Below are 25,938 nucleotides of genomic sequence, written 5' to 3'. Positions count from 1 at the left end.
GCCAGGAACAACACTTAATTGGCCGAGTAATGTTGCAAATACGCAATCAGTCGCTCAAAATGCACTTGCTCGTACGGATTTTGGGTTAGCCGGAGCAGTAATTGCCGATAGGTGTCTACTAAGTCGTCGAAGTATGGGTTATGATTTAATCGGGCGGCAATCAGGCCTTTATAGCAACGATGCGTCTGATTATACACATACGTACAGGGCTGATTGGGCTGTTCGTTCAACAACTGATCAATTGTGGACAGGATAGAGGCCGAATCCAGAAAATTGAAGCCGTATTTATTGAAGAACAATTCAATTTTTCCACAAACATCGGTAAGCGCTTCGCCCGAGTGAATCTTGTAGCGAGGAAACTGAGCGCCACTAAAGCGATTAATCGACAATAGGAATGTATTGGCATCGAGCCGACAATCGGGCTGATTATTCAGGAATTGCTGCGCAATTTGTTCAACCTGCTCATTCCGGCAGCCAAAATTTACGTCCAGCATGGTATCATCGACATAAAACACCGACGATAAAATGATATTTTGAAATCCGCCGGTACTAATTCGCCGAAACTGTTTTTTTTCGGGCAACAGCGCAAACTCATGCTCCGCAAAAAACGGAGTCAGGTGCTGGTAGAGGTTCGTTTCGAAAGGAGTAATGGTCATCTTAGGAGAGGAATCAAGATCAAGATTAGGCTATACCCATATAACTACTAGAATAAAATTAAGTTGATAAATTTTCCTGAAATAATGTAATTAAAGTGACCTTTTGGCCAAAAACTTAGTAAATGCACGGATTGGCGAACTAAACGAGCCGGGAGTAAGTTAACCAGAACACATATCGAAAGAAAAGCTGAGTAAATCGTCTTTTTTGAGGTATGGTCAATATGGGGGCGACTGGAATTGACAGCTTGCTGAGGTCGCGTGTAAGCATGCCGGGAGTTGACGGTATTTCCCGCCCAAACAAATCGTCAAAACAATAACTGGCGAATATAACTACGCCATGGCTGCCTAATCCGGAGGATTAAGCAATAGCCATTGTCTCCCCGGCCTACGTGCTGCTGGCTGGATCAGGAGGCATCGACTCGCAGCGCTGGTCTGGATAATGGTGTTGACAACAGACGAGACAAAAGCACCTACGGATGAAGCTTGGTCTGGTACACACCGGGCCGATTCCCGACAATCCTAAGTGTACCTAAGCATGTAGAAAGCGCGTTGGTTTCCTTGACTGGACGAGGGTTCAAATCCCTCCGTCTCCACAAAAAGAACAAAAAACCCCGAAATCAGCCTGATTTCGGGGTTTTTTATAGTTGACAAATAGGAGACAATGTCTAAAGTGAAAAAGTGCCAAAGAGCTTTGAATATATTCTTATGTCGTAATAATTTATGTTATTAATTAGATATATTTTGTAGATAATAGATAAAATGATGTAGGGCTTACTGTAAAATAATAGGTAAAGTAGAGAAATAAGGTCAAATAATTTGCTGGCCAACTAAAATATTTTTATTTTTAGATTAAGTCGTTAAAGTAACAGAAATTTTAAATTAGGTCTATTCTATTAATAACTGTTAAAACTGTGAGATTCGAGGTCATAGAAATAATAGAAAAAGCAATAAATGACAAATCAATTATGCTGGATTTGTCGGCATTAAATTTACGTGATATTGAGCTCCCCGTCGAAGAACTTAGTAGGATTTCCTTCGTGAATTTAGATGATAATTTCCTTAATTCTATACCAAAAGATTTGTATAGAATGGAATTGACCTCTCTCTCAATTTCAAACAACGAAATAGGAGAATTATCTGATGATTTTAATAGTCTTAGTCATTTGAATTTTCTTTATTTAAATGGAAATAAACTTAAACGCCTTCCGAAAAGCTTTGCTGAATTAGAATTTTTAACTATTTTGAACTTGAGCGATAATCAATTTGTAAAATTTCCTAGAGTTATATCAAAACTTAAGAATTTAGAGGATTTGTATATTAGTAGGAATAGATTGCATATTTTTCCTAAAAATTTTTTTAATAAAAAAATGCAAATTGAAACTCTTGATATTTCTGAAAATGAATTTAAAAGTATTCCAAATGAAATTGAGCACTTTTCAGAAATGACTAAACTGCTGGCTTCTAGGAATAATATAAGCAAATTGCCGCCAAATATTGGTCTGAATTATTCATTAAAAGAATTAAATATTTCAGAGAATAAATTAACTGATATACCACTGAGTCTATGCTACCTACCTAGGCTTGAAACACTTAGTCTAAGTTATAATAAATTAATAGATATACCTTCAGAGATTTCTAAACTAGTAAACTTAGAAAATTTAGATATAAGTAATAATGAAATTTCTGATTTGCCAAATAATATACAATTATTGCCAAAATTAAAAACATTGAATATTCGAAATAATAAAATAGAAGAATTTTCTAAAGAACTTAAAGGCTTAGAACGCTCTGATTTAATATTGGATTACCGAGATAATCCTTTTCTAGAACGGGCCTTCTTTCGTTCACAAAGTTTTACCAAAATTTGGCAAGGTGTGCCAATTCAATTGCGCGAGATACTTAAGATTTACTTTAGTGGATTTAATACATTTTACTATCAGCGAACCCAAAAAGTAATCACCTTAAATGTAAATAACGAAAGTGATGGCTTGGTATTCGAGGTTATCCCTGACGAGAATATAGATCCTGAATTGGTGGACAAACTACTGAAAGAATTCTTCGATATTCTTAAAACAAAGATACATGAAGGTGCCGAAACGGGTATGGTATATCCTAGTCCCACAGGAGACCCAGCTATTATATTTGCCCAAACTTTGGCTACTAATTTTACTCAAAATGCCAGCTTAGTTCGGTTTTCTACAGAAAAATACATTTCCAATCAAGATATACTGGCTGGAATTTATGGCGCTATAAATGAAATGGAAAGTGGCTTAGATCAACTTATGCAAATTAGCCAGAAGTTGACACTAGAAGTACAACAACAAAAGCAAAAGTTTGCTCGCTTAGAAGGTAAATCTGAGGCCCAGCAAGAAGAGATAATCCGACGTCAACAAGAATCTATCTTAGCTATCACAAAACCCATACATGTAATTACTAACGTTACTACTAATGTTATAATTAAGCAGCAGATTGGTAACGATTTTAGTAACTTAAGGGAAGTGGTTGATCCTTATTTAAAGGAATTTCAGCGACGTGAAGGAGCTGATTTGCAGAAGGAAATTGATAGTGCCTCCCAAAAGCCAGAGTTGAAGAATGAAGAAAAAAATACCCTAGGAAAACGAATCGGTCGCTGGATTGAAAATACAAAGGGAGCTGTCAAGATGGCCAAAGACGCCGGCGAAGTTATCCCGGAGGTTGTTAAGTATTATGATAAGATAAAAGACTTTGCTGAAGGAGTACTTAATAATCCTGAATTAGCTGAATCGATTAAGCAGATTATGGATAACTTCATGAGGCCCTAATTAAAGTAAAATCGAAAAAGTAATAACAGAACTTTTACATAATCAATAAAATATTAGACAAAATGAATGAATTAGAAATTATTGAATCAATAGTTACTAAATTAAAGAAGGCAAACATAGAGGTAGAAATACTAGAGAAAGACGTATCTTTTGTTGAGGATGAAATTGAAATTGCAAAATTTATAATAGCTAAATTTGCGAAAGAAAGAGAAATAGTTAATATAACATTTTTGCCTGCTTACTCTAAAGAGAAGATTTTAAATAGTAATATTGAAAATTATAAATTTATTAAAGGTTATGAAGCGATTTGGTCTTCAAATAAAGACACTATTGAGTGTGAATTAAATCCCGTTCAGAGGAAAGCTATGATAGGGATTGGGTTTAATTTTAAACTTCGTAGACTATTTAATACAATAAAACCGATAGAAGAAACTGGTCTAATTAACGATAGATACTATTTCCCACCTTCAAACGATGGTATTAAAATTTCGATTGGAACATCAAGTGTCGATTTTAGTATCTTGACCTCGTCTCGATATAAAGAGCACCGTATAAAAGATCGCCTTACTATCCAGATAGAAAATGTAAAAATTAATACTCATGATGAAGCGAAAGATTACCTAGAAAAAATTGGAAATTCTTTTTTATTTAAACTTGATTTTTCAATAAACTTTGGCCACTACCTCGCTCAGGATAAAGAACCTAAGAATAGAGCATCTAGAGTTAAGATTGATTATGATATTGATATAAGTTTCCCGATGTATGAATATGATAAAGAGCCTATATCTTTTTTTTGGTATGCAAGATCATCCGGTGAACTACCACTACTCCAATTTCTCGCTTTTTATCAGATATTAGAATTTTATTTTCCTGTTTTTTCTGAAAATGAAGCACATTATAGAATAAAAAATATTTTAAAAAACCCTGGTTTTAACGCTAACAAAGATTCAGATATTGCCAAAGTGCTTTCTACTGTCAAAATAAGTAAAGGTCAAAAGGGATTTGGCTCAGAATTGGAGCAATTAAAAGCAACAGTAAAGAGCTGTATCAACGATAAAGAATTGAAAGAATTTATTGAATTAGATAATGAGTGTAAAGATTATTTTTTGGATAAAAGCTCAATTAGCCTTTCAAAAAAAAAAGATATTAACAACTACCAAAGAAGACATCTTAATGGATGTTTGCGAACGTATATATGATATTAGATGTAGAATAGTTCATACAAAAACTACCGATGGGTCATATGACCTTTTAACTCCAACTTCACCTGAAGTTAAATATTTACGTCATGATATTACTTTAATTGAGTTTTTAGCTAAAAAGATTCTTGTGGCAACTAGTAGGCCGATATGACCAAATGAATATAGCATAAATTTCACTTATGCTATATTTATCCTATTTCTAGATTCTATTTCCAAATTTTTTCTGAAAAAATAATAATAAACCTGTATTCGTTATAGTCTAAGTTTCCTTTTCTTGTTTGGATATTAGCGCTCGATAGCTTTTAGTGAAGCTTCTTCTGCGTTTTCATTTTCTAGTTCTTCATTGTTTTTATTATCGGATGGGGCCGATTCTGTTTTATTCGACTTAGTTTCAATGAATTTAATTAGACCCTCAAAGTTATTCTTTTTTGTAATATCGATAATGCCTGTTCCTGGGTTGCTATTCACCTCTGTTACATAGGTCTGGCCCATTTTTTCACGAATTAGATCTACTCCAGCAAACTCTAATCCTACCGCTTTTGCAGCTTTAATACACATGGCTGTTTCTGCTTCGCTTAGATTGATGGCGCGGCCATAACCACCTTTGGATAAATTCGCCCTAAAATCGCCTTGGCTGGCTGTTCGCTCCATTGCAGATACTACTTCATTTTCAATCACAATAGAACGTATATTGTAGGCCGTTAAGAGGGTGGGAGCGCCATTGTAAGAAAAGGCTTGACAAGTCCAGCTATTGCCTTCTTTGGCTAAAATAACTTAGATTACCCAATAGGAATGAATGCGCTTCACTGTGACCGTTGTGGTTTCGATATTGTTGTACCAGACCTGAGTACTGATCAGAAAGCTGATCTGTCACTTCTGTATAGAGAAGGAAAAAGCTTGGCTGTAGTGGAGCAACTACGAAAGATCAGCCATTTGAGCTTTTCTCAAGCCAAAGCTGTACTGCTTCATATGACACCCATACCAGGGCATTGCCATCGATGCAATTTTAGCGTCTTACTGGAAGGGAGCAGCTTATGCCCAAAATGTAAATCCGTAAATCTGAACTGGTAAGATTGATATAGCTTTTACGTATATAAATAGGTCGACTAAACTACTGTAGATTATTTTTTGTCATGTTTCCTTCGTCAGCAGGACAAAAACGCCCTTTCAAAATAACCTAAGCTATTAATACTTGGGTACTTAGTCTAACCTTACTCTAACCAGCCAACCGGTTTGTTAGGCGTACGACCATCACTTGGCACACAGGTCGCCGTCGGGTAATCCTTGGAGCCATAGCCCCCCTGGTTAAAAGGTTGGGAGGGCGGGCGGTTATTCAAGGCGATAAATAGGCCCGGCGGGATACCTGTCGCGTCACGTCGGTCAATCCAGTCCAGCGAGGTGGCCACTGCCGAGGCCGTAAAATAGCCAATCACGCTTTCATGTTCATTGGCCAGATTGCGCACGTTACCCACTAACGCTGTGGGAGGAGTAGCGGCCACACCCCCGTTATTCTGGGTCTGCTCTTCCACAGTCCGGTAGTACTGATAGGCCTGCCGCGTAAGCGAAGATTGCCGAAGTTGCACTAAGCAGGCATTCTTTTGGTAAAACGGAATCTGGGCCACTGAGCGGCCCAAAATCAGTCCCCCGTTACTGTAGACATCATCGAACACGTTGGTGGTGTAATTGTGCAAAATCTCCCAGCATTGGGTGCGACAGTTGTAATCGTAAACATAGTACCCATTATCATACTTCTGTCCATAGCAGTCTTCGACCAGAAATGGCGGGGTTGTCAGTGAGTAGATCGCATACTCATTATTCACACACGTTCGGCACCAGTCCTGTTTCTCCCACAGCAGCCAGTCCCAGCGGTAATAGTTGTGTTGATCGGCGGGGTCCTGAAAATCAATGGTTATATCATGCGCTCCCCGGTATTGATTAATGGAACCATCGCCAAGGATAGCGGGTAAACTCGTGGGGTTGAATTTGGTATGGATGCGGTCAATAGGAGGGACCGTGGCCATCACTTCGGTTGTTGACTGATAGTGTGTACCATCCTTAAGGGTAAAGCGCAGTTGGTACGCGTGACCCGGTTGGGCTCGAAAGCCTGCTGGAGAGCGGTAGGCCCCAGCTGTGTCGGTCTCGGTGAAAACGAGCACCTGGGCAGAATCAACCAGAACCTCCACCAGTGCACCTGTGATGGGCAGGCTGCCAAAGCGGCCCGTCAGCGAGTCGGACTTGGAGCGATTAATGTGAATCTTTTGATCCTCGTTGAGATTGGTCAGCGTAGCGTCAACCACAATCACGTTGACCCGCTGGCTCATGGGAGTCTCCAGCATATCCACGCAGGCGGTCGGCAAGATGAGCGTCGTCAGAACAAGGAGCAAAAATAGACTAGTAGCACGCATAAACAGGTTGGGGTGGAGTAGGTAACAGGTAAAATACAGTGAGTTGTGAGTTCTACTTTACGAATTCCAGGCTTCGGTTAGTACAGGCAACCTGGTTGCCCAAAGGCACGTCCAAAGTGCCCGTCAACGAACTGTATTCAATCTGTTTGGTGAGTAAGCGTTTCCAATCCTAACAATCAGTTCTACTAAGTGGTTAACCCTCTGTTCGTCGTGATGATACATACATAATACGGCTGGCAAGGGATTGCGAACAATCAATTAATGATGAAGGAAGGTATGATGGACGAAAACGAATCATCGGAATTGACGGAGGACGAAAAGCGGTTGTTTGCTGATCTGATGCCCGAAGACCTCAGCGAAATTCTTGATACCGGTGTCAACCGGCGGCATTTCCTCAAATTGATGACACTGGCGGGTGGCGGTATCCTGGCTGCCCAGTCGGCAGTAGCCGAACAGTTAATGACCCGGCCCTTTAACGAAGCTGCTCCGGCAGACTATGCATTGGAGAGTATTGAAAATGGGGTGAACGTTTCGTTCAAGGTCAATGGTACGGCCCGCAAACTAACCGTCGATTCCCGGATGACATTACTCGATACCCTGCGGGAACGACTTGATCTGACGGGCTCCAAAAAAGGGTGTGATCATGGTCAGTGTGGTGCCTGCACGGTCATCATAAATGGTCACCGGGTGTTGTCGTGCCTGACATTGGCTGCGAGTTGCGAAGGAAAAACGGTGCAGACGATTGAAGGACTGGCGCAGGGCAATTCGCTCCACCCCGTGCAGGAGGCTTTTCTGAAACACGACGGATTCCAGTGCGGCTTCTGTACACCCGGCCAGATTTGCTCGGCGGTGGCGATGCTCGACGAAGCGAAAAAAGGTCATCTGAGCTACGTTAGCGAGACTGTCCGTCAGCCTGCGGGGCCAGCAAAGCTTTCTAATGAAGAGATTCGGGAGCGTATGTCCGGAAATATTTGCCGGTGTGGCGCCTACCCTAATATTGTCGCTGCCATTCAGGAGGTTCATAGTGGCAAGCCTGTCGAACAGGTTTTTCGTTCGGTTTAATTTGTTAGCAACTGTATCTTATGAGACCGTTTACCTACAGCCGAGCTACCGACCCGTCGTCGGCGATCAAAATGCTGGCCCAGAACCCAACCGCCAAATTTCTTGCGGGCGGTACCAATCTACTCGACCTGATGAAGGAGGACGTTGAACGACCGGGCGCCCTCATCGACATTTCCGAACTAGGTTTGACTGATATTAAGCCACTAACCACCGGAACGAACCAGGGCGGTATTTCACTGGGTGGCCTTAGCAAAAACACCGAAACGGCAAACCACCCGCTGGTCCGGCAGAACTACCCCTTGCTCACGCAGGCCATCCTGGCGGGCGCATCGGGACAACTGCGGAACATGGCGACCAATGGCGGGAATCTACTGCAACGGACCCGCTGCCCGTATTTCTACGAAGTAGCTATGCCCTGCAATAAACGTGAACCCGGGACTGGTTGTGGTGCCCGCGAAGGTATCAACCGGATGCACGCCATCTTTGGCTGGTCGGAACAATGCGTAGCCGTCTATCCATCCGATATGGCCGTTGCCCTGGCAGCATTGGATGCGGTCGTTAAGGTTCGTAACGCCAGCGGGCAGGAACGATCGATTCCGCTGGGCGATTTTCACCGGCTCCCAGGTGATAAGCCAGAGCAGGACACCAACTTACCGCATGGCGAACTGATTACGGCCATTGAACTGCCGAAGAACCGATTTGCCGATAAGTCGTACTACCTCAAAGTCCGCGACCGAGCTTCGTATGCCTTTGCGCTGGTATCGGTGGCAGCTGCTTTGGAGATGGATGGAGCGAGCAACCGAATTAAAGCTGTTCGTATTGCGATGGGGGGCGTTGCCCACAAACCCTGGCGGGCGTTGAAAGCCGAGCAGCTACTGGTTGGCAAAGAAGCCACCGAAGCCAATTTCAAACTGGCCGCTACCGCTGAAATGGCTGAGGCCAAACCGCTGGCACACAATGCATTTAAAGTTGAACTGGGTAATCGAAGCATCGTTCTGGCCTTGCAAATGGCCATGAACGGCGGCAAAGCATAAGCGCAATACATCCCATGAAGGAAACAACGAAAACAATCGGCACGCCCATCAGTCGGATCGACGGGATTGCCAAGGTAACGGGTAAGGCCGCTTATTCAATGGATCATCCGGTCAAGAACCCAGCCTATGCGATTCTGTTTAAAAGCACCATTGCCGCCGGGACGATTCAGAACATCGACACCGAAGCCGCAGAGAAAGCCCCTGGCGTGCTGGCCGTAATTACGCATCAAAATGCGCCTAAACTGAACGTTAAAGGTGGTTTGCGCGGGGGAGCACTCCTCCAAAGTCCCGAGATCGAATTTTTTGGACAGAACATCGGCATCGTAGTGGCTGAAACTTTCGAACAGGCCCGCTATGCATCGCGGCTGATCCATGTTACGTACGATAAAAAAGAGCCTAAGGTCGATTTTGATAAGCTGGCCAGTCAGGCCCGTTTGCCAAAGGATAAAGAGAAAGCTGACGCCAAACGGGGAGATGCCAAAGCCGCACTCAGTCAGGCAACAATTAAAGTGGAGGAAGTGTACGAAACACCCATTGAACACCACCATCCGCTGGAACCTCATGCCGCTATTGCCGAATGGAATGGCGACAAAGTGACGCTGTATAGTAGTGCCCAAATCGTGAATGGGGCGCAAAGTGCAGCAGCCGCAACCTTGAATCTGAAGCCCGAACAGGTGCGTATCGTATCGCCCTATGTTGGGGGCGGGTTTGGTTCGAAAGGTGGGCAATGGGCTAATCTGGCGCTGACGGCTGTAGCTGCCAAACAGGTGAATCGCCCCGTTAAGCTCGCCCTTACCCGCCAGCAGATGGTCAATTCGGTGGGTTTGCGGCAGCACAACCATCAAAAAGTAAGTCTGGCCGCTACGACCGATGGAAAACTGACAGCACTGGCCCACGAGATTACGACCCACTGTGCCATCAACGATGAGTTTGTTGAGCCTTGTGGCGATTGCTCAAAAATCATGTACGACACGCCTAACTCGCTCATTACGTATCGGGTGGTGCCCATGAACCTGATTCTGCCGACCTATGCGCGCGGTCCCGGCAAATCGACGGGCAGCTTTGCCCTCGAATCGGCGATGGACGAGCTAGCCTACAAGCTAAAGATGGACCCGATTGCGTTTCGAATCAAAAACGAACCCGAACGCGACCCCTCGAATGGCAAGCCCTGGTCGTCGCGCGCAACGGTGCAGTGCCTGCAGGAAGGTGCCAAAGCCTTTGGGTGGGACAAGCGAAACCTTGAACCACGTCAGAACCAGCAGGGTAATTACTGGATTGGCTATGGTGTTTCGGCCGGAACGTACCCCGCTCACCAGCGACCGACTTCAGCTTCGGTGAAGCTGAAACGTACAGGCGATGAGGTGATTGCTACCGTTGAACTGGCCGCTGCGGACCTGGGTACAGGAACCTACACCATCCTGACGCAAACGGCTGCCGATGCTCTGGGATTACCCATCCAGCAGGTCAAGGTGAAAATTGGTGATTCGGATCTTCCCCCGGCCGCTGGTGCGGTGGGTTCAGTAGGAGCTGCCAGTTATGCCAATGCCGTGAACGATGCTTGCCGGAAGATTACGGACGAATTAGTGACGAAATCGGGCAAGCAATTTTTTGTTCCGCCAACGGCTGCGCAATTGATGCGCTCCGAAAAACTAACCGACTATCAGGTCCGGGTAGACTCCAAGGCACCTGAAAGTGCTGAAGATTATTCGGCTCATAGCTTCAACGCCAATTTTGCCGAAGTAGCCGTCAATAAATCGACAGGCATGATTCGGGTTAATCGTTTTCTGGCAGTGACCGGAGCAGGCCAGATTTTGAATCCTAAAACTGCCCGTTCACAGATCATTGGTGGAAATGTCTGGGGCATCGGCATGGCCTTGACCGAAGAGTCGGTTGTGGACCCACGCTGGGGTAATTTCGTTACCCGCTCTTTCGCTGATTATCACGTTCCGGCAAACCTGGACATCGGCCAGCTGGATGCTATTTTCATTCGTGAGAATGACACCCATGTTAATACACTGGGAGTAAAAGGAATTGGCGAAGTGGGTATTGTGGGCGTAGCAGCCGCCGTGGCCAACGCTGTCTTCAATGCGACTGGCAAACGGGTTCGTGAACTGCCAATTACGCCAGATAAGGTGTTGTAAGCGATTGAACTTCATTTAGCGTTGTACGGAATTTTTAGCCCTGGATTTGCAATCCTAGGGCTATTTTTTTTGCCAGTTCAATCTCGTTTCCAGCTGTAGAGAGCTTCGCTTGGGTGGAGTAGACTATTACTGTGTAGACGATTTTCTTAGGCCAAAAATTAGGAATTTCAACTGATTCCTGTTTTGTAATGATAGTAAAAGTGATACAAGTGAAGCCACCTGAATTAGTATAAAACATACGTTGGAGAAAATAATCGATTCGAGAACTCACTAAGTCGATGCGGGAATTAATAAGGTCAAACATGTAATTTTCTCTGCGGATTTATATCTGTTTTAAAAACAGCTCAGTAGAGTTTTTCTAGTCTCCATCGTAGTGAAAGAGCCGTCTTTAGATGCCCTATTTACAGGTTTGTTTTATAAAATGGAGAAAATTGGGTACTAAAAATGGCAGTTCTGTCTAAGAATATATCGAAAAAAGGCTACTTAAAATGGAATTATAATTTGCCGACCAATTGTGAATCGGGGAGAAATCCACAAAATTATTTTCTTAAATTATCCCGATGGTTAACAAAAATTAATGAGTAGGTATTTGCTATTTGTTAATCACGTAATTTATTCAGGCACATAGGACTTGCAGTAAATCCTGAAAGATGGTTTATAAATTGGAAATAATAAGTATTGTCAATAAACTTGACTTTTTCGTAAGAAGACTTACTATATTTGCGCTTGAGGAACTCCGTTAACGATAACTAAATTGTCGAATGAAAGCAAAACAAATTCGCTTCTTTTCTCTTGACGAGAACAGTGAAGCTAAAAAACAAAAAAAGAAAAGTACAGCTAAAGCCGCTCCCGTTACAGGCTATATTTCGTCTGCTGGCAAAGTCGTATTCCCTGACAAATCGATTGCTCAATTAGGTCTTGATCCATCAAATAACCTATTTCAGGTAGGAACCCAGGAGGGCAAACGCAAAATAAAGTCGCTCTACTTAATTCCTAGTACAAGCGAAAATCAAGAGGCATTTGAATTAGAAAAAGCGGCTAAAAGCCACAGCATTTCGTTGCCATTCATCCTGCAGAAAGGCGGCATTGACTTTGCGAATGTAAAATATACGTTCACGGTTAAGCCTTTCGACTACGATAACGATGTTGTTGGGTATGAATTGAAGTTAACAAACGATAGCCCAAAACCTGAATATACAGGAAAACCACGGGGCCGTAAACGTTTGACTCCTGCCGCTGAATAAGATTTTTGTAAACATAAATTGGGAAACCAATTAGCAATACAGACGAAAAAAGCGGACACATCGTCCGCTTTTTTCGTCTAAGCCATTTATAAAATTAGGTATTGAAAACAATATCTTAGCGCCTAAATCCATATCATTTTCGCCGATTAGAAGCCAATTATAGCAGCGTTTAATTTTAGTTTAATCTGCTCCAAAAACAAACAACAGACTATGAACAAAGTTTCCTGATTATGACCCGCGATCAACTCGATAATCTTATTTTACAGGGAGAACATACCCGTTTAGAATTCAAACGTCAATTGTCATCACCGGATCGAATTGCCCGTACACTAGCTGCTTTTGCGAACACATCAGGGGGAATTTTATTAATTGGCGTGGCCGATAATAGCAAAATTGTGGGCGTCACATCTGAGTTTCGGGAGATTGAAAAGATTGAATATGCAACCAATAAACTCATTGAGCCTGAGTTAAGTATTAGCTACGAAACAATAGCGCCTGATGGTCGACTGGTTTTAGTTATCAGTGTTACCGAGAGCGACGAAAAACCTCATTACGTGCTGGATGATTCCGGAAAACGCACCATTTATGTCCGGGCGAAAGATAAATCCGTTCCCACGAGTAAACTGATTATTACGCCGGATATGGCCAACCGCGAACTACTCAAATCGCCAATGGCCAGGACGCTGATCCAATATCTACGGAAAAATGATCACATCACGGCCGATAAATTCGCTAAGCTTATTAATATCTCCGATTACCGGGCTGGTAAATTGTTGCGCCAACTTGCCGAGCGTGGCTTGCTTATTTTGATCGATAAACCCAGGCCGGTTCGTTATGCACTTAAACTGGCAGAGTAATCAAATCGTATCTTTGCCCTTATGATGACCTCGGAGCAAGAAATTACAAAAGAGATAATTACTGATTTTTTTAAAAGTTTACAGGATCGCATCTGTCAGTCGCTTGAAGAAGTCGATGAGGCAGGGCGATTTCACGAAGATAATTGGGAGCGCCCTGGTGGAGGGGGAGGCCGTTCTCGGACAATAACGGGAGGCAATGTTATTGAAAAAGGGGGCGTTGGGTTTTCAGCTGTTTATGGTGAAGCGACAGAAGCTACTTTACGCACGCTGCAACTCACGGAGCCCGCTGATTTTTATGCTACTGGCGTTTCCATCGTATTGCATCCGCGTAGCCCCATGGTCCCTATTATTCACATGAATGTTCGGTATTTTGAGATGAGTACCGGTCACTGCTGGTTTGGTGGTGGTATCGACCTTACGCCCCATTATGTAGTTGAAGATGATGCTCGCTGGTTTCATCAACAGCTTAAAAATGTCTGTAACGATCATGACGCAGGTTATTACGATAAATTTAAAGCCTGGGCTGATGATTATTTTTACATTCCTCATCGGCAGGAAACGCGAGGAATTGGCGGTATTTTCTTTGATTATCTCAAACCGACAGATGCTTCGCACAAAGCTGATTTGTTCTCCTTTGTACAGGGTGTAGGTAATTCTTTTGCGCCTATATACACCCATTTTATGAAGCAGAATCGTGATTTGCCATTTGGTGAGCACGAAAAAAACTGGCAGTTATTACGTCGGGGCCGATACGTTGAATTTAATCTGGTATGGGATCGGGGCACTAAGTTTGGCCTCGAAACAAATGGGCGTACGGAGTCAATTTTAATGAGTATGCCCCCGCAAGCCAATTGGATTTACGATTTCAAACCAGAGGCAGGTAGCAAAGAAGAGCAGACAGGACAATTCCTTAAAAAAGGGATTAACTGGCTTTAAGTTGGTATCGGAATTTCACTTTTTATCGACCTTTACCAGAGGTGAGATAGAGCCAGGTAAATAAGTCTGTTGGCTGTTTGCTCTATCCCTGCTAACGCTTTGTGAGTCTACTGTTCGAAGGCCCAAGTGATGGTTCCCCGAACAGTAGCTAGTTGTTCTGAAAATAGTGCTTTATTGGCTCAAAACAACTTACCTGTATGAATCTATTCTGGATTTTATGGGCAATTGATGCGTTGATTGCTCTGGTATTTTTCTACTTCTTTTTTGTTGGTATCGCCGACGGTAGTATAGCCTCGTTCAATGGAGCCATGTGGTTTTTTATACTGGCTGCATTAGGGGCTGTTCTGGGAGGTAGCTATTGGTTATATACGCATCAGCATATAACAGGAGCTAAAATTTTGCTGGCTATCTTGGTAGTACCGGGCTTATTAGGCGGGCTTTTCTTCTTGATACTTATCCTGACCAATCCTCGCTGGAACTAGAAAATCTTGTAAGTGCAATTAATCAACTGTTGTAGGCAGCAACAGATAATGCGCCCTGTCGCGGATTTTGGTGAATTTTTTCGGGTAAATAGCCTCAGCCAGGAAATGGTTAATCCATTTACGTATACCTATATGGCAGATGGCTTGCTTCGGGAATAGACTGATATAATTTAGCTATATAAAGCTTAAAGAAGAAATCAATTGCCCAAGTAAAAGGCAAATCAATAGGATGCTTGATCAGATAAGCGTTAGTAAGAGCAAACGCTGACAAATAACAGGAGTCAAGTCTCGGTAAGGGATAGCCTAAAGTATAAGGTGCATAATCCCAGCCCAGCAGGCAATAGAAAAAGCCAGCATACCTAACCAAATAGCAGCACTAATAATGTTAGAATAAGTAATGCGTATGCGAATAGTCATGATAAAGCAAGATCGATATCATGAGATCAGAGCAATTCTAATGCCAACAACTTTGGTTTAGCTAATAATGCTTGGTTATATACGCCAGAAGATGCCTTGGTAGGAGATTAGTCTATTGATAGTCAATGGCTAATATGCTGGTTCAGACTTTCAGAAAAAGTGAAAAATAAAGAAATCATGCTTAAAAAACAGCTTCAATAGCCTGCTAAACACGCAAAGATCTTTTATTCTCAGTCGATGGATAGGCTCAGTATCGGGAGTGGCGAATAAGATGTCTGGTGAATGGGTATAAAAGACGGGTGTTAGAAAATAGGCTTATTGGTTGAATTAAGCACGGATGTGCAGGGGCAGAAGGATATGTACGATCTATATAGTTAATAGCATGCTGGATGATCAAACAGACTGTACGGACCAATTTTTTTCGATCTTTCCTGACGTGACGTTTATAGCTACTCAAGGTGAGTACACGAAAAAGCCAGCCGCCAAATCCATTCCATAACGAACCAGAACAACTAACCGGTACTGAGTAACAATAACGCCTTACAGACAGGTGTGGGTACATTTTTTTTATAATCATGGCAGTAATTGCACAAGAAGATTAGTGCATTTACGCCAAAGATTATCCGTTTGGATTGGCCGAATAATAAATAGGGAAGAACTTAGAAAAGAAGCCGGATAATGACACTCCAGAACAGGAGCGAAATGCCTAGCATACTTAACCAGATGAACACCTTGGGCAGGTTAAGCGATGTGATGCAAAATCGAAAAGCCATAGCAGTATATGTCCAGTTCTATAACAAACGAAAAATACGATGAGTTGGCTTTAGAATTAATATAATGGTATTCTGTGGGACAATATAGAGCCATTTTGTAAAAAAAAGTTAGCTTAAAAGAACGTTAAACGATTAATTCGGGTACCATTAAAAATAAATTGCCGACTGGGCCTCTCTTGATGAAAAAAATTAAAATCGCGTTGCTTGCATTGTCCGTACTTGTTGGTAGCTGCCAATCAGCTGATAAGCAGCCTTGTACTCAAACAGCTGTTGACACAAAAGCACCTCTGGAAGAGTCCACAGCTTTAAAACGATATATCGAAGGGAATAAAATTTCTGCCAAAGCCGATACCCGCGGATTTTATTATAGTATCCAGAAGGCAGGCTCGGGGAATAAACCAACCATTTGCGATAATGTGACGGTTAATTATACAGGTACGTTAACTAATGGAAAAGTATTTGATAGTGGAGAGGGAATAAGCTTTGGCCTAAACCAGCTTATCCTTGGTTGGCAGGAAGGCATTCCTTTAGTAGCACCTGGTGGCACTATTACGCTCTATTTACCCCCAAGTCTGGCCTATGGTTCTCAAGAGCAGAACGATATTCCTGCTAATTCCATACTGGTCTTTAAAATTGATCTGGTTGGAATCAATTAACTAATGCTTTAACAATTTAGATTCTAGAGATTCTCGGGTTCGCCCGCGCGGTTGATTCTAATTGATGGCTTAGACATTGATTAGCAGTAGAATACCGTCAATAGAATCCGAGAGAATCAACCGTGCGGGCGAACCCGAAAATCTACTTTGGTAAAGCACTTGTTTGTTTCTCTTGTTGCTATTGTGTTGATAACCAATGGATGATATTCAGTCAGAATCTAAAGAAACTAATTTTCATCCACAAGGATATAGCACGGTTACAGCAATAACACTAAAAGGCCATAGGCATAAAGCAGGCAAAGGGTGACAGCGAACAGCCAGGTTAAGAAGTTTACTAAATCGAAAGGGGTTGAACGTTGCAGGCGATTCATGGTTCGTTAGGAAGGTAGAAGTTACATATAGTTCTGTAAAAACAGAAATAGGTCTATATCTACTTATCTTAATCCAATCCTAAACGTACTCGGGCTTATATAAATTGTTCTGCCTGGAACTGGTTGAAGTACTCACCTATGGATATGAAATGTACCCCTGGTTGAATAATCTGGCAAACTGATTGAGATTGTTTGGGCCGTCGGTGTAGGGATGGAGTCAGCGCAAACGAACAGGTACGGTAATGCCAACCGCCAAATCCAGACCAGAGTGAGCCAGTTGCACTAACGGGTAGAGTATAACAGTTACGACCCGGGCCAAATTTGAAAATTTTAGGATAGAATCTCATGGAATGTAAGCTTATAGGTGGAAGAGGAGGGAAACAACACCCATTAAACAGATAAGGCTAATTCCTAAAACAACCGACCAGGTAATCGTCTTAACAAGGTCAAGAGAACCTAAACAAACGCGACTCGTAACCATACAAGTAATGATTGGTGAACAGTAATAATTCGATTATGAGTATGGATTAGATTCGCTTTACTTACGATAAATCGCAGTAGTCAGATTTTAAGACAAAAAAAAAATTGTAAAGTCACATTTTGGTCAGAATATCTTGTGTGTTGCCTGAGAATAGTAGAGGCTAGGAGAAGCGGCAAGGAATAACTTTATTGTAGCACCAGGAGAGGGAGCTAGGCTTTAAGCGATATATAGCCAATTGAACTGAGTGCCCACTAACGGGCTAGCCATAAACGTTTGCTGGAGTGAGAACGGGAAACGCGTTACAAAGAGACACTATTTTATGCCGAATTGATGTGCAGGGACAATCACTACCATTGGTCGAAATTATAAGCAGTAAGTAGCTGAGCAGCTACAATTGACCGGCTTGCTCCGTAGTTCACAAAGCAAGCCGGTCCTTATGCCGCGATGATTAAAAGTTACTGCCAACTCGCCTTTGGCCTAGGCCAGCTTAGCTTGGGGCGAAATATACGTACTCCAGTCGGGTTGAATCTGGTAAGACCCCGCGTAAGTGTTTTTAGGTATGTTGATACCTAATTGATCGATAACCGGACTGATTCGCCTTCTGCTAATAGGTAGGCGGGCTCCGTTACGCATGATCAAATGGGCAACAATAGAAGAAACCACAATACAGCTATGAATATGCAACGGGTTAATCAGATGAGCCTTATGAATACGAATGAAATGGGGCCACCGATCGTTGTACCATTTTAAAGTTCTGCTTGATAAAATAGCTTTACCATTGATCAAGTGAACATAGCAGTAGTTAACATCCCCAGTTAAATAAATAACTTGAGTTGGGTCGAACTTATGCTGAAGTTGAGCAGCAGCTAATCGCTTCATAACATAAATGGCTTAAGTGGATGGGAAATTTTTTACAAAGAGATCAATACGGAATGGATAAAAATGAACTAGAACTCAAGTAAAATTCAAACTATTAATTTTTAGGTGTTAAATTTCTGTAATTCAGTGTGTTATGATCTGTTATTCCAACAGGCAAGGCTAAATAAATGTCAAATTAGGCACAATTAATAAGAAATGTAATTCATGTGTAAGTTACCGTTTACTTAAAACGATCAATATTAAGTACCGTGTTGCGAATATAATAAACATTAAGAAATAGAAAAGAAAGTAGTCAGGGAAATTGAAGTGATTTATGGGACACCTAACGTTACTTAGCTAGTCTGGTGACTTTCTGCTAGCGTATCAATCCTGTAGGTAATGCGTAAGGCGGAGGAGAGAGCTAAGGAAATTTCGGGCAATATAATTACAGCCCTATCTTATAAAGTAGGAGAGGCCCAAAACTCAGCAGAATAACCAGGGCTAGATTAGATGATTGCTAAAAAAGTAATCATGAAATTGCCCATAACAGAAGCGCTCCAGCGCCAAGAATGAGCAGTAGAATAAGCAATACACCAATAAACTGTACAAAGTCAAACTTGGGAAACTTCATTCGGTAATGGATTCTGTGAATAATCTCCTTACCAACAGTAGCATGATTAACCCAGCTATGACTAACACCAGCACCCAAGTGACTGCATTGAGCCACGAATTTTTATTGTCAGACATATCCAAAGTCGTAAAGTTGGCAGGATAACGAATACCCTATTATACGTAACAACTCTCCCTTTGGTTGCCTGAATAGAAAAAATAGGATGCAGATAATATTTAGTTGTAGAAAGATTAGGCAGATTTAAAGGATACGACAATCCCTACGATTGTAGAGATGAGCGAAGAGAGAAACGCAAGCACGGCCCAAAGGGTATTATGCTGATATAGATAAAAAACACTACCCACAAACAAGAACAGACCGGTTAGTAATAATAAAAAAGATAGAGATCGAGCCATCACTTTTTTCATGAATATAGATAAATAAGGCTGTATGAAATAGCCAGGATAGGTTTAACGGTACTAAGTGAAAATAACTAAACAACCATTTTGTTGATTTGTACGATATGGGGCTGAATCGCAAAAAGGAAAAAATATTTGATAAATGCTCAACAGTAAAAATACGTAGCTTACTTTAAGCAGATAATGATCGTGTCGATTCAAACAAACTTATATGATAATAACGTTTTCGGCAGGATGTACATTGGTAAGCCTTACTCGGAATTAGCTTCATTGGCTTAGGCCGAGCTACGCGATCGGGGTGCTCATTTCCACAAGCGGGGCAAGTTTTAGAAAAACGAAATGTTTTATATACGTAAATCAGGGACAAGATAGAGGCAATACTAGCGACGGCGATGAAAGTTATGTATTTGAGTTGCATGTTAATAGGGAGTTACTGGACGAATTAGCTTATTAACTACAATATTATCAAGCAAACTATTTAGATAACTATGAAGACTGAAACGGAATCCTTTCAAAATTCTATCTTTTGCCAAATTTTAGATGATTGGGCAACGTATAACAACCGATTAGTTTTATTGATTTACGGTAGAAATAAACATGTTATCATTGATCTGTCAACACCTACTGACAAATTAGGCTCTGCATAATCCACGTCAACCTCGCAGGAACGGTCGTCCCTATATGTTAGGACTGGTAATGGGTGACCAGGAGGCTAGTTGGGGAAAAATCACTAAAAAGCCCCAACAGACAATTGTCCTTTGGGGCTTTTTAATAATAATAGGTCGATGATTCTTTAGAAAATAAGTGTCAAAAGTTCTTCAGCTACCAGCCAGAAAAGCGAGGTGGCTATAAACAGTATAAGTGTCCAGGGACCAGGAATGGGTAGTGATCTGCGATTCATTACGGTAGGTATTTATGCTTAGATGCAGAGCTGCTAAAAAAGTCACAATACCTATCTAGTTGGTGGCAAAAATTGTAGTATTTACCACAACGTTAAAATAACGCCCACAAAATATAAGTAGCCAGTAAAGCGCTGATGAGAAATACGCTTAGCCAAGTAATCGCATTAACTGCCTTAAACAAAGAAGGACGTGGCATACGAAAAATATATAGATAAGAGACCGTAAAAACACCTATAAGTTTGCAACCATAACGGTTATGCTGCAACACTTATATTGCTTTTAAGACAATAAATAACTGAAATAGTTATAATTTTTGCAAGCGTATAATCAGAAAGTTATCAGGCCGATTTTGTCGAGAGGAAAATAGCAAGCCCTGTGCAGCTAATGGCAGAACCAAAGGAGAGTAAGGCCGTAGATAGTTTGCTCTGATAAAGAGCGAAGCCTGCCAGAAACAAAAAGGCTATGGCAGCTAGCAAAAAAAGTAGACTTAATAAGCGTAAGAAGTTTTTTTGCATGGTGTAAACAGCAACTAACTATATGTCTTGGAACTAGTGATTAACGGTTGAGTTTAGGCTAACCCATCTGAATTTATTAATTGGCGTAATAAATCCAGCACCACACAATGGGTAAATTATTTTTTTAAACAACGTATTTCCTGAAAAATCCCGATCAGTAATCACCGACCGGGATACATAGTTTGTTTACTAATTAGGCTCGAAAAGGATGTTGGGGACTTTGCCATCCTAGTTGATAAAAACGTTTTCCGCAGGCTGAGCACTGGTAAGCCTTACATGGAATTAATTTCATCACCCTAGAACGAGCTTTTCGGTCTGGATGTGGATTTCCGCAAAGCGGGCAGTCCGGTTTCAGACGGAAAGTTCGAAATAGATAAAGAAGGAAGAGGCCGAAAGCGAGGCTGCCTCCGCCAAGGAAAATAAGTTTGAGTGTCATGAGTTAGAGGGAGTTTGCTGTTTGGAATGACAGAGTTAAAAAAAGTCACGTAAAAACAGAGCCGTAGAATCACAATCTCAAACACTAATTTATTAACCGGATAATCGATGTAATTGTCTGATTTTAAAGCCTCAAGGTCGCTACTAGAATCGGCCAGCTAAGGTGCTAATCCTCTACGTTATCTAAAGATTACATGCCCACTAGATTGAGCCCTGAAGCTCACAAGACTACTACATTGATGGTTCTTTTTTCTACTGACCCAATCCACAAATTTTGGGATTGATCCCTGATCCATCCATCGCCCTCCGCAATTTTTAGAACTAGTAGGGAAAACAAAAATCCCTCAAATCAAGAACAGATTTGAGGGATTTTTTGTGTCACCGCAGTGACTTGTTAGTGACCGATACGGGAATCGAACCCGTGTTACCGCCGTGAAAGGGCGATGTCCTAACCGCTAGACGAATCGGCCGTCTTGTTTAAAAGACCCATCAGGTTTGTTTGTGGCTGCCCTGGTGGCGAATCGTGGTGCAAAGGTAAGGCGTTTTTTTTTACATGCAATACCTGCCCCTAAAATTTTTTCAAAAAAAAGGTTTGTGGCCGATTTACTGCTATTTTTGAAGAGGTTAGCTTTTTCATTTTTTTTTTTCATCGCATACATGAAACACCTTTTATTGCTGGCTGGTCTGACGGTTGCATCGCTGTCAGTTCAGACTAGGTCAGTTCAGGCGCAAGCGCCTTCCTCCTCATCAACTACGCCATTATCTCCCGCTCAGTTTCTTGGTTACAAGATTGGCGATCGATTTACTCCCCACCATCGTGTATTGGCGTATGCCGAACAGGTAGCCCGTCAACTTCCCAATCGGATTAAACTGATTCCGTATGGAACCTCCTACGAAGGTCGACAGCTTATGGTTGTTGCGCTTGGCTCAGAAGCCAACATGGCCCGACTGGAGGAAATCCGAACCAACAACTTAAAACGGATAGGCCTGATGGAAGGTAGCCCAACATCGGCTACCCAACCGCCAATTGCCTGGCTTAGCTACAACGTTCACGGTAATGAGGCTGTCAGTTCCGAAGCGTTTATGGACGTCTTGTATCGATTATTAAATACCTCAGATGCCGTTTCACAGAAGATTATGAACTCAACCGTGGTTATTCTTGATCCCGGTCTGAATCCTGATGGCCATGATCGGTATGTGAACTGGTATAATCAGATGCTGGGACGTAATCCGAATCCAACTCCATCGGCTCGTGAACACAGCGAACCCTGGCCCGGTGGTCGTTATACGCACTATCTGTTCGATCCAAACCGCGACTGGGCCTGGCAAACACAGGAAATTACCCAACAGCGAATGGCACTTTACCAACAGTGGATGCCTCAACTGCACGGTGATTTCCATGAAATGGGTGTAGAGAGTCCCTATTATTTTGCCCCATCGGCCAAACCTTATCACGAAGATATTACACCGTATCAGCGGAAATTCCAGCAAACGATTGGCGAATATTGCAGCCGTTATTTCGACAAAAATGGCTGGCTTTATTACACCCGCGAACGCTTTGATTTGTTCTACCCAAGTTATGGCGATACGTACCCAACCTACAATGGGGCAATTGGGATGACGTATGAGCAGGGTGGCAATAGTCGGGCAGGTCTGGCTATTGAAAAAGCGGATGGCGATACGCTTACGTTACGCCAACGAATCGATCACCACTATACAGCTAGTATTGCAACCCTGGAATCGGTTGCTGACCGCCCTGCGGAAATTGTGAAAGAGTTTGGGCAGTTCTTCGACAAATCGCGAAATACGCCCATAGGAGCTTACAAGAGCTACGTGATCAAATCAAATGGCGATGCTGGACGGTCGAAGGCTTTGCTACAATTGCTGGAGCGTAATAAAATCAGTTTCGGTTATGCTGGTAAAGCCCAGACGGTGGCTAGTGGATTCAATTATACCACCCAGAAAACGGATAAAACGGTTTCGATAGCGGCCGAAGATATCGTAATTAGCGCCTATCAGCCTAAATCTACGCTTCTCAAAATCCTGTTTGAGCAAAATTCTGCATTAGAAGATTCCGCGACTTACGACATTACGGCCTGGTCATTGCCCTATGCGTTTGGATTGCAAACCTATGGTCTAACGACTAAACTAACGCCAACATCAACGGCTCCCGCAGCTTCTGCTGCCGCCCCTGTGCCAGCCTCGGCCTACGCATATCTGGTTCGCTGGCAGTCGGTGCCAGCGGTGCAAACACTGGCGGCTCTGCTCAAACAGAAAGTCCGGGTCCGCGCGGCTGAAAAGCAGTTTGAAGTAGAAGGTAAAACGTATCCATCTGGCACGTTAATCATTACCCGAACAGGAAATGAACGTCTTGGCGACCGATTGGGTAGTGTGGTCATGCAGGCCGTTTCACAAGCGGGTGCCGAAGTTGTAGCGGTGCAAACGGGCTTTGTAACGACAGGGTCTGATTTTGGCTCTGATTATGTGACTGGCCTGAAAGCTCCACGCGTAGCGGTTGTGCTTGGCGATGGAACACCACCTCCATCGGCTGGTGAAGTCTGGCATTTCTTCGATCAGGAGTTGAATTACCCGATCACATTGCTGGATATGAATACGCTTGGCAATGTTGAATGGAACAAACTGGATGTACTCATTCTGCCAACCAACTACAACTATGGTCGCTTCCTGAATGAGCGAGTTCTGACTGCCATCAAAGAATGGGTTCGGACAGGAGGGAAGCTGATTGCCATGGAACGGGCAGCTGCATTTTTGGCAGGTAAGGATGGTTTTGCGCTGAAAGAGAAGGAAGATAAACCGGCTGACAAAGACAAGGCTAAAAAGGACAACACAACCGATTCAATCAAGCTCTATGCTGATCGGGAACGGACAGCTATTTCCGACGATATCCCCGGTAGTATTTATCGAGTGAATATTGATACGAGCCACCCACTGGGATTTGGCTTGACCGGCGGATATTACGCGCTGATTCAGAATGCGTTCAACTTCGATTTTCTGAAAGATGGCTGGAATGTAGGTTATCTGAAAGGCGACAATTACGTAGCTGGTTTCTCGGGTAAAAACGCCAAAGAGAAATTAAAAAATACCCTGCTCATGGGCGTTCAGAATTATGGCCGGGGAAGTATCGTGTATCTGGCCGACGATCCACTTTTCCGGGGTTTCTGGTATAACGGCAAATTGTTGTTTAGCAATGCTGTGTTCATGGTGGGTAATTAAAAATTACTCCCATTTTTGTTAAGTTAGTTTAGGGCTTTTGTTCGGTGCTGCGATAATCCAGATAGTTCAATTGAACCATGGGGTCGCGCCGAGCGAAAGCCCTTTTTTTGTAAATAGGCATAGAATAACAGATATAACCTGAAAAAACCATGAAACACATACTACTCGCTTGCCTCTGTTTAACATTTGCCAACGTAACGGCTCAGCTAAAGGGGAGCAGTTTGAAAATCAACCAACAACGAATTCAGGCCCGGTTGTTGGAATTGTCAAAGTTTGGTGAATTACCCAATGGTGGAATAGGGCGAGTGGCGTACAGCAAAGCCGATCAGGATGGGCGTGCTTACTTCATCGACCTCATGAAAAAGGCTAAACTTGACGTATCCATTGATTTTGCCGGGAATATTATTGGCCGACGAAAAGGCAAAAATCCAGCGTTGAAGCCCATCGCTTTTGGATCGCACATTGATAGCGTGCCGAATGGGGGCAATTATGATGGCCCTGTCGGTTCTATAAGTGCGCTGGAACTAATCGAGACTCTCAATGAAAATAATATAATTACCGAACACCCGTTGGAGTTGATCATTTTTGCCAATGAAGAAGGTGGGACGGTTGGCAGTGGAGCTTTGATTGGTAAAATCAGCCCGGCAGCGTTAAAATCGGTCACGCAAAGTGGGCTGACAATTGCCGATGGTATTCGGGCCATTGGTGGAAATCCCGATAGCCTTAGCAAGGTAGTCAGAAAAAAAGGCGATGTGGCTGCGTTTATCGAGTTACACATTGAGCAGGGTGGTATCCTGATGACCGAAAACCTCCAGATTGGCGTGGTGGAAGGGATTGTTGGCATTGAACACTGGGATGCAACGATTGAGGGAGCTGCCAATCATGCAGGAACTACTCCCATGAACGTGCGACGCGACGCGCTGTTAGCCGCTGCCAAAGTGATTGTTGCGTTGAATGAAGTGATTACGAGCCATGAAGGTCGGCAAGTGGGCACCATTGGAAAAATTGCTGCTGAGCCCGGTGCGTACAATGTAATTCTTGGTAAGGTAGTGTTGGGCGTTGAAATCCGGGATTTGTCGCATGATAAGATCTGGCAACTGTTTCGGGAGTTCGACGCGAAAGCTCAAGGAATTGCCAAAGCCTCCGAAACGACCATCACATTTACGCAATCGTCTATTGGGGTCACGCCGGCGCTTACGGCCAAACCAATTCAGGATAAAATTATCAATGCCGCTAAAATGTTGGGCTTATCCTATCGATATATGCAAAGTGGTGCCGGACACGATTCGCAGGAGATGGCTCAAATTGCACCTGTAGGCATGATTTTTATTCCGAGTGTAGGAGGCATTAGCCATTCACCCAAAGAGTTTTCGAAAGGAGTGGATCTTGGCAATGGTGCCAATGTGTTACTGCAAACGATGTTGGCGCTGGATCAGGAGAAATAAGC

At 42.9% G+C, this 25,938-nt stretch carries 17 protein-coding genes, 1 tRNA gene and 1 other RNA gene; 13 read left to right on the top strand and 6 right to left on the bottom strand.

What is annotated here, in order from left to right; translation table 11 throughout:
- Positions 1-14 precede the first annotated feature (14 nt).
- Positions 15-656, bottom strand: coding sequence for a hypothetical protein (locus tag H3H32_RS12650; RefSeq protein WP_182463050.1), 642 nt, complete (start codon positions 654-656; stop codon positions 15-17).
- A 223-nt stretch (positions 657-879) separates the two neighbouring features.
- On the opposite strand from H3H32_RS12650, the gene ssrA reads away from it, so the two are divergent.
- The 3 genes from ssrA (at position 880) to H3H32_RS12635 (ending at position 4,656) form a co-directional block, all read left to right on the top strand.
- Positions 880-1,252, top strand: a transfer-messenger RNA (tmRNA) gene (ssrA, locus tag H3H32_RS12645).
- A 315-nt stretch (positions 1,253-1,567) separates the two neighbouring features.
- Positions 1,568-3,457, top strand: coding sequence for a leucine-rich repeat domain-containing protein (locus tag H3H32_RS12640; protein ID WP_182463049.1), 1,890 nt, complete (start codon positions 1,568-1,570; stop codon positions 3,455-3,457).
- A 62-nt stretch (positions 3,458-3,519) separates the two neighbouring features.
- Positions 3,520-4,656, top strand: coding sequence for a hypothetical protein (locus H3H32_RS12635; protein WP_182463048.1), 1,137 nt, complete (start codon positions 3,520-3,522; stop codon positions 4,654-4,656).
- Positions 4,657-4,944: 288 nt separating this feature from the next.
- Here H3H32_RS12635 and H3H32_RS12630 read toward each other — a convergent pair whose 3' ends face one another.
- A complete protein-coding gene (locus H3H32_RS12630) occupies positions 4,945-5,349 on the bottom strand; it encodes an ATP-grasp domain-containing protein (protein ID WP_374191836.1) in 405 nt (134 codons plus the stop codon).
- A 521-nt stretch (positions 5,350-5,870) separates the two neighbouring features.
- Positions 5,871-7,064, bottom strand: coding sequence for a DUF4249 domain-containing protein (locus H3H32_RS12625; RefSeq protein ID WP_182463046.1), 1,194 nt, complete (start codon positions 7,062-7,064; stop codon positions 5,871-5,873).
- Positions 7,065-7,325: 261 nt separating this feature from the next.
- Between H3H32_RS12625 and H3H32_RS12620 the strand changes: the two genes are divergently transcribed.
- The 8 genes from H3H32_RS12620 (at position 7,326) to H3H32_RS12585 (ending at position 16,666) form a co-directional block, all read left to right on the top strand.
- Entirely contained in the window at positions 7,326-8,126 is an 801-nt protein-coding gene (locus H3H32_RS12620) for a 2Fe-2S iron-sulfur cluster-binding protein (RefSeq protein WP_374191823.1), read from the top strand.
- A gap of 20 nt (positions 8,127-8,146) precedes the next feature.
- Positions 8,147-9,160 carry an FAD binding domain-containing protein gene (locus tag H3H32_RS12615; RefSeq protein WP_182463045.1) on the top strand — a complete coding sequence of 338 codons (1,014 nt, stop codon included), beginning with the start codon at positions 8,147-8,149 and terminating at the stop codon, positions 9,158-9,160.
- 14 nt (positions 9,161-9,174) lie between these two features.
- Positions 9,175-11,301 (top strand): xanthine dehydrogenase family protein molybdopterin-binding subunit, encoded by a 2,127-nt coding sequence (locus tag H3H32_RS12610; protein ID WP_182463044.1) that lies wholly within the window; start codon positions 9,175-9,177, stop codon positions 11,299-11,301.
- 761 nt (positions 11,302-12,062) lie between these two features.
- Positions 12,063-12,545, top strand: coding sequence for a hypothetical protein (locus tag H3H32_RS12605; protein ID WP_182463043.1), 483 nt, complete (start codon positions 12,063-12,065; stop codon positions 12,543-12,545).
- 230 nt (positions 12,546-12,775) lie between these two features.
- Positions 12,776-13,402, top strand: coding sequence for an AlbA family DNA-binding domain-containing protein (locus tag H3H32_RS12600; protein ID WP_182463042.1), 627 nt, complete (start codon positions 12,776-12,778; stop codon positions 13,400-13,402).
- A 24-nt stretch (positions 13,403-13,426) separates the two neighbouring features.
- Entirely contained in the window at positions 13,427-14,338 is a 912-nt protein-coding gene (gene hemF / locus H3H32_RS12595; protein ID WP_182464326.1) for an oxygen-dependent coproporphyrinogen oxidase, read from the top strand.
- Between the two features lie 197 nt (positions 14,339-14,535).
- Entirely contained in the window at positions 14,536-14,820 is a 285-nt protein-coding gene (locus tag H3H32_RS12590; RefSeq protein WP_182463041.1) for an osmoprotectant transporter permease, read from the top strand.
- Positions 14,821-16,189: 1,369 nt separating this feature from the next.
- Positions 16,190-16,666 (top strand): FKBP-type peptidyl-prolyl cis-trans isomerase, encoded by a 477-nt coding sequence (locus H3H32_RS12585; protein WP_182463040.1) that lies wholly within the window; start codon positions 16,190-16,192, stop codon positions 16,664-16,666.
- Positions 16,667-17,995: 1,329 nt separating this feature from the next.
- Here H3H32_RS12585 and H3H32_RS12580 read toward each other — a convergent pair.
- The 3 genes from H3H32_RS12580 to H3H32_RS12570 form a co-directional block, all read right to left on the bottom strand.
- Positions 17,996-18,397 carry a LytTR family DNA-binding domain-containing protein gene (locus H3H32_RS12580; RefSeq protein WP_182463039.1) on the bottom strand — a complete coding sequence of 134 codons (402 nt, stop codon included), beginning with the start codon at positions 18,395-18,397 and terminating at the stop codon, positions 17,996-17,998.
- Positions 18,398-20,645: 2,248 nt separating this feature from the next.
- The gene (locus H3H32_RS12575) at positions 20,646-20,822 is read right to left on the bottom strand and encodes a hypothetical protein (protein ID WP_182463038.1); all 177 of its coding nucleotides are present in this window, start codon (positions 20,820-20,822) and stop codon (positions 20,646-20,648) included.
- 833 nt (positions 20,823-21,655) lie between these two features.
- Positions 21,656-21,727, bottom strand: a tRNA-Glu gene (locus tag H3H32_RS12570).
- Positions 21,728-21,914: 187 nt separating this feature from the next.
- Here H3H32_RS12570 and H3H32_RS12565 point away from each other — a divergent pair.
- Positions 21,915-24,491, top strand: coding sequence for a M14 metallopeptidase family protein (locus tag H3H32_RS12565; RefSeq protein WP_182463037.1), 2,577 nt, complete (start codon positions 21,915-21,917; stop codon positions 24,489-24,491).
- A gap of 149 nt (positions 24,492-24,640) precedes the next feature.
- Entirely contained in the window at positions 24,641-25,936 is a 1,296-nt protein-coding gene (locus H3H32_RS12560; RefSeq protein ID WP_182463036.1) for a Zn-dependent hydrolase, read from the top strand.
- The last annotated feature ends 2 nt before the right edge of the window (positions 25,937-25,938 follow it).

Origin of the sequence: Spirosoma foliorum (assembly GCF_014117325.1) — a bacterium.
Classification (GTDB): domain Bacteria; phylum Bacteroidota; class Bacteroidia; order Cytophagales; family Spirosomataceae; genus Spirosoma; species Spirosoma foliorum.
Note: the sequence above shows the minus strand (reverse complement) of the source record. Positions and strands in the feature narration are given on the sequence as shown.

Bases quoted from the DNA above. Each gene is read 5' to 3' on its own strand.
- H3H32_RS12560 (WP_182463036.1), top strand. From the start codon at position 24,641: ATGAAACACATACTACTCGCTTGCCTCTGTTTAACATTTGCCAACGTA.
- H3H32_RS12605 (WP_182463043.1), top strand. From the start codon at position 12,063: ATGAAAGCAAAACAAATTCGCTTCTTTTCTCTTGACGAGAACAGTGAA.
- H3H32_RS12575 (WP_182463038.1), bottom strand. From the start codon at position 20,822: ATGCAAAAAAACTTCTTACGCTTATTAAGTCTACTTTTTTTGCTAGCT.
- H3H32_RS12590 (WP_182463041.1), top strand. From the start codon at position 14,536: ATGAATCTATTCTGGATTTTATGGGCAATTGATGCGTTGATTGCTCTG.
- H3H32_RS12620 (WP_374191823.1), top strand. From the start codon at position 7,326: ATGATGAAGGAAGGTATGATGGACGAAAACGAATCATCGGAATTGACG.
- H3H32_RS12650 (WP_182463050.1), bottom strand. From the start codon at position 656: ATGACCATTACTCCTTTCGAAACGAACCTCTACCAGCACCTGACTCCG.
- H3H32_RS12610 (WP_182463044.1), top strand. From the start codon at position 9,175: ATGAAGGAAACAACGAAAACAATCGGCACGCCCATCAGTCGGATCGAC.
- H3H32_RS12565 (WP_182463037.1), top strand. From the start codon at position 21,915: ATGAAACACCTTTTATTGCTGGCTGGTCTGACGGTTGCATCGCTGTCA.
- H3H32_RS12625 (WP_182463046.1), bottom strand. From the start codon at position 7,064: ATGCGTGCTACTAGTCTATTTTTGCTCCTTGTTCTGACGACGCTCATC.
- hemF (WP_182464326.1), top strand. From the start codon at position 13,427: ATGACCTCGGAGCAAGAAATTACAAAAGAGATAATTACTGATTTTTTT.
- H3H32_RS12600 (WP_182463042.1), top strand. From the start codon at position 12,776: ATGACCCGCGATCAACTCGATAATCTTATTTTACAGGGAGAACATACC.
- H3H32_RS12635 (WP_182463048.1), top strand. From the start codon at position 3,520: ATGAATGAATTAGAAATTATTGAATCAATAGTTACTAAATTAAAGAAG.
- H3H32_RS12580 (WP_182463039.1), bottom strand. From the start codon at position 18,397: ATGAAGCGATTAGCTGCTGCTCAACTTCAGCATAAGTTCGACCCAACT.
- H3H32_RS12615 (WP_182463045.1), top strand. From the start codon at position 8,147: ATGAGACCGTTTACCTACAGCCGAGCTACCGACCCGTCGTCGGCGATC.
- H3H32_RS12585 (WP_182463040.1), top strand. From the start codon at position 16,190: ATGAAAAAAATTAAAATCGCGTTGCTTGCATTGTCCGTACTTGTTGGT.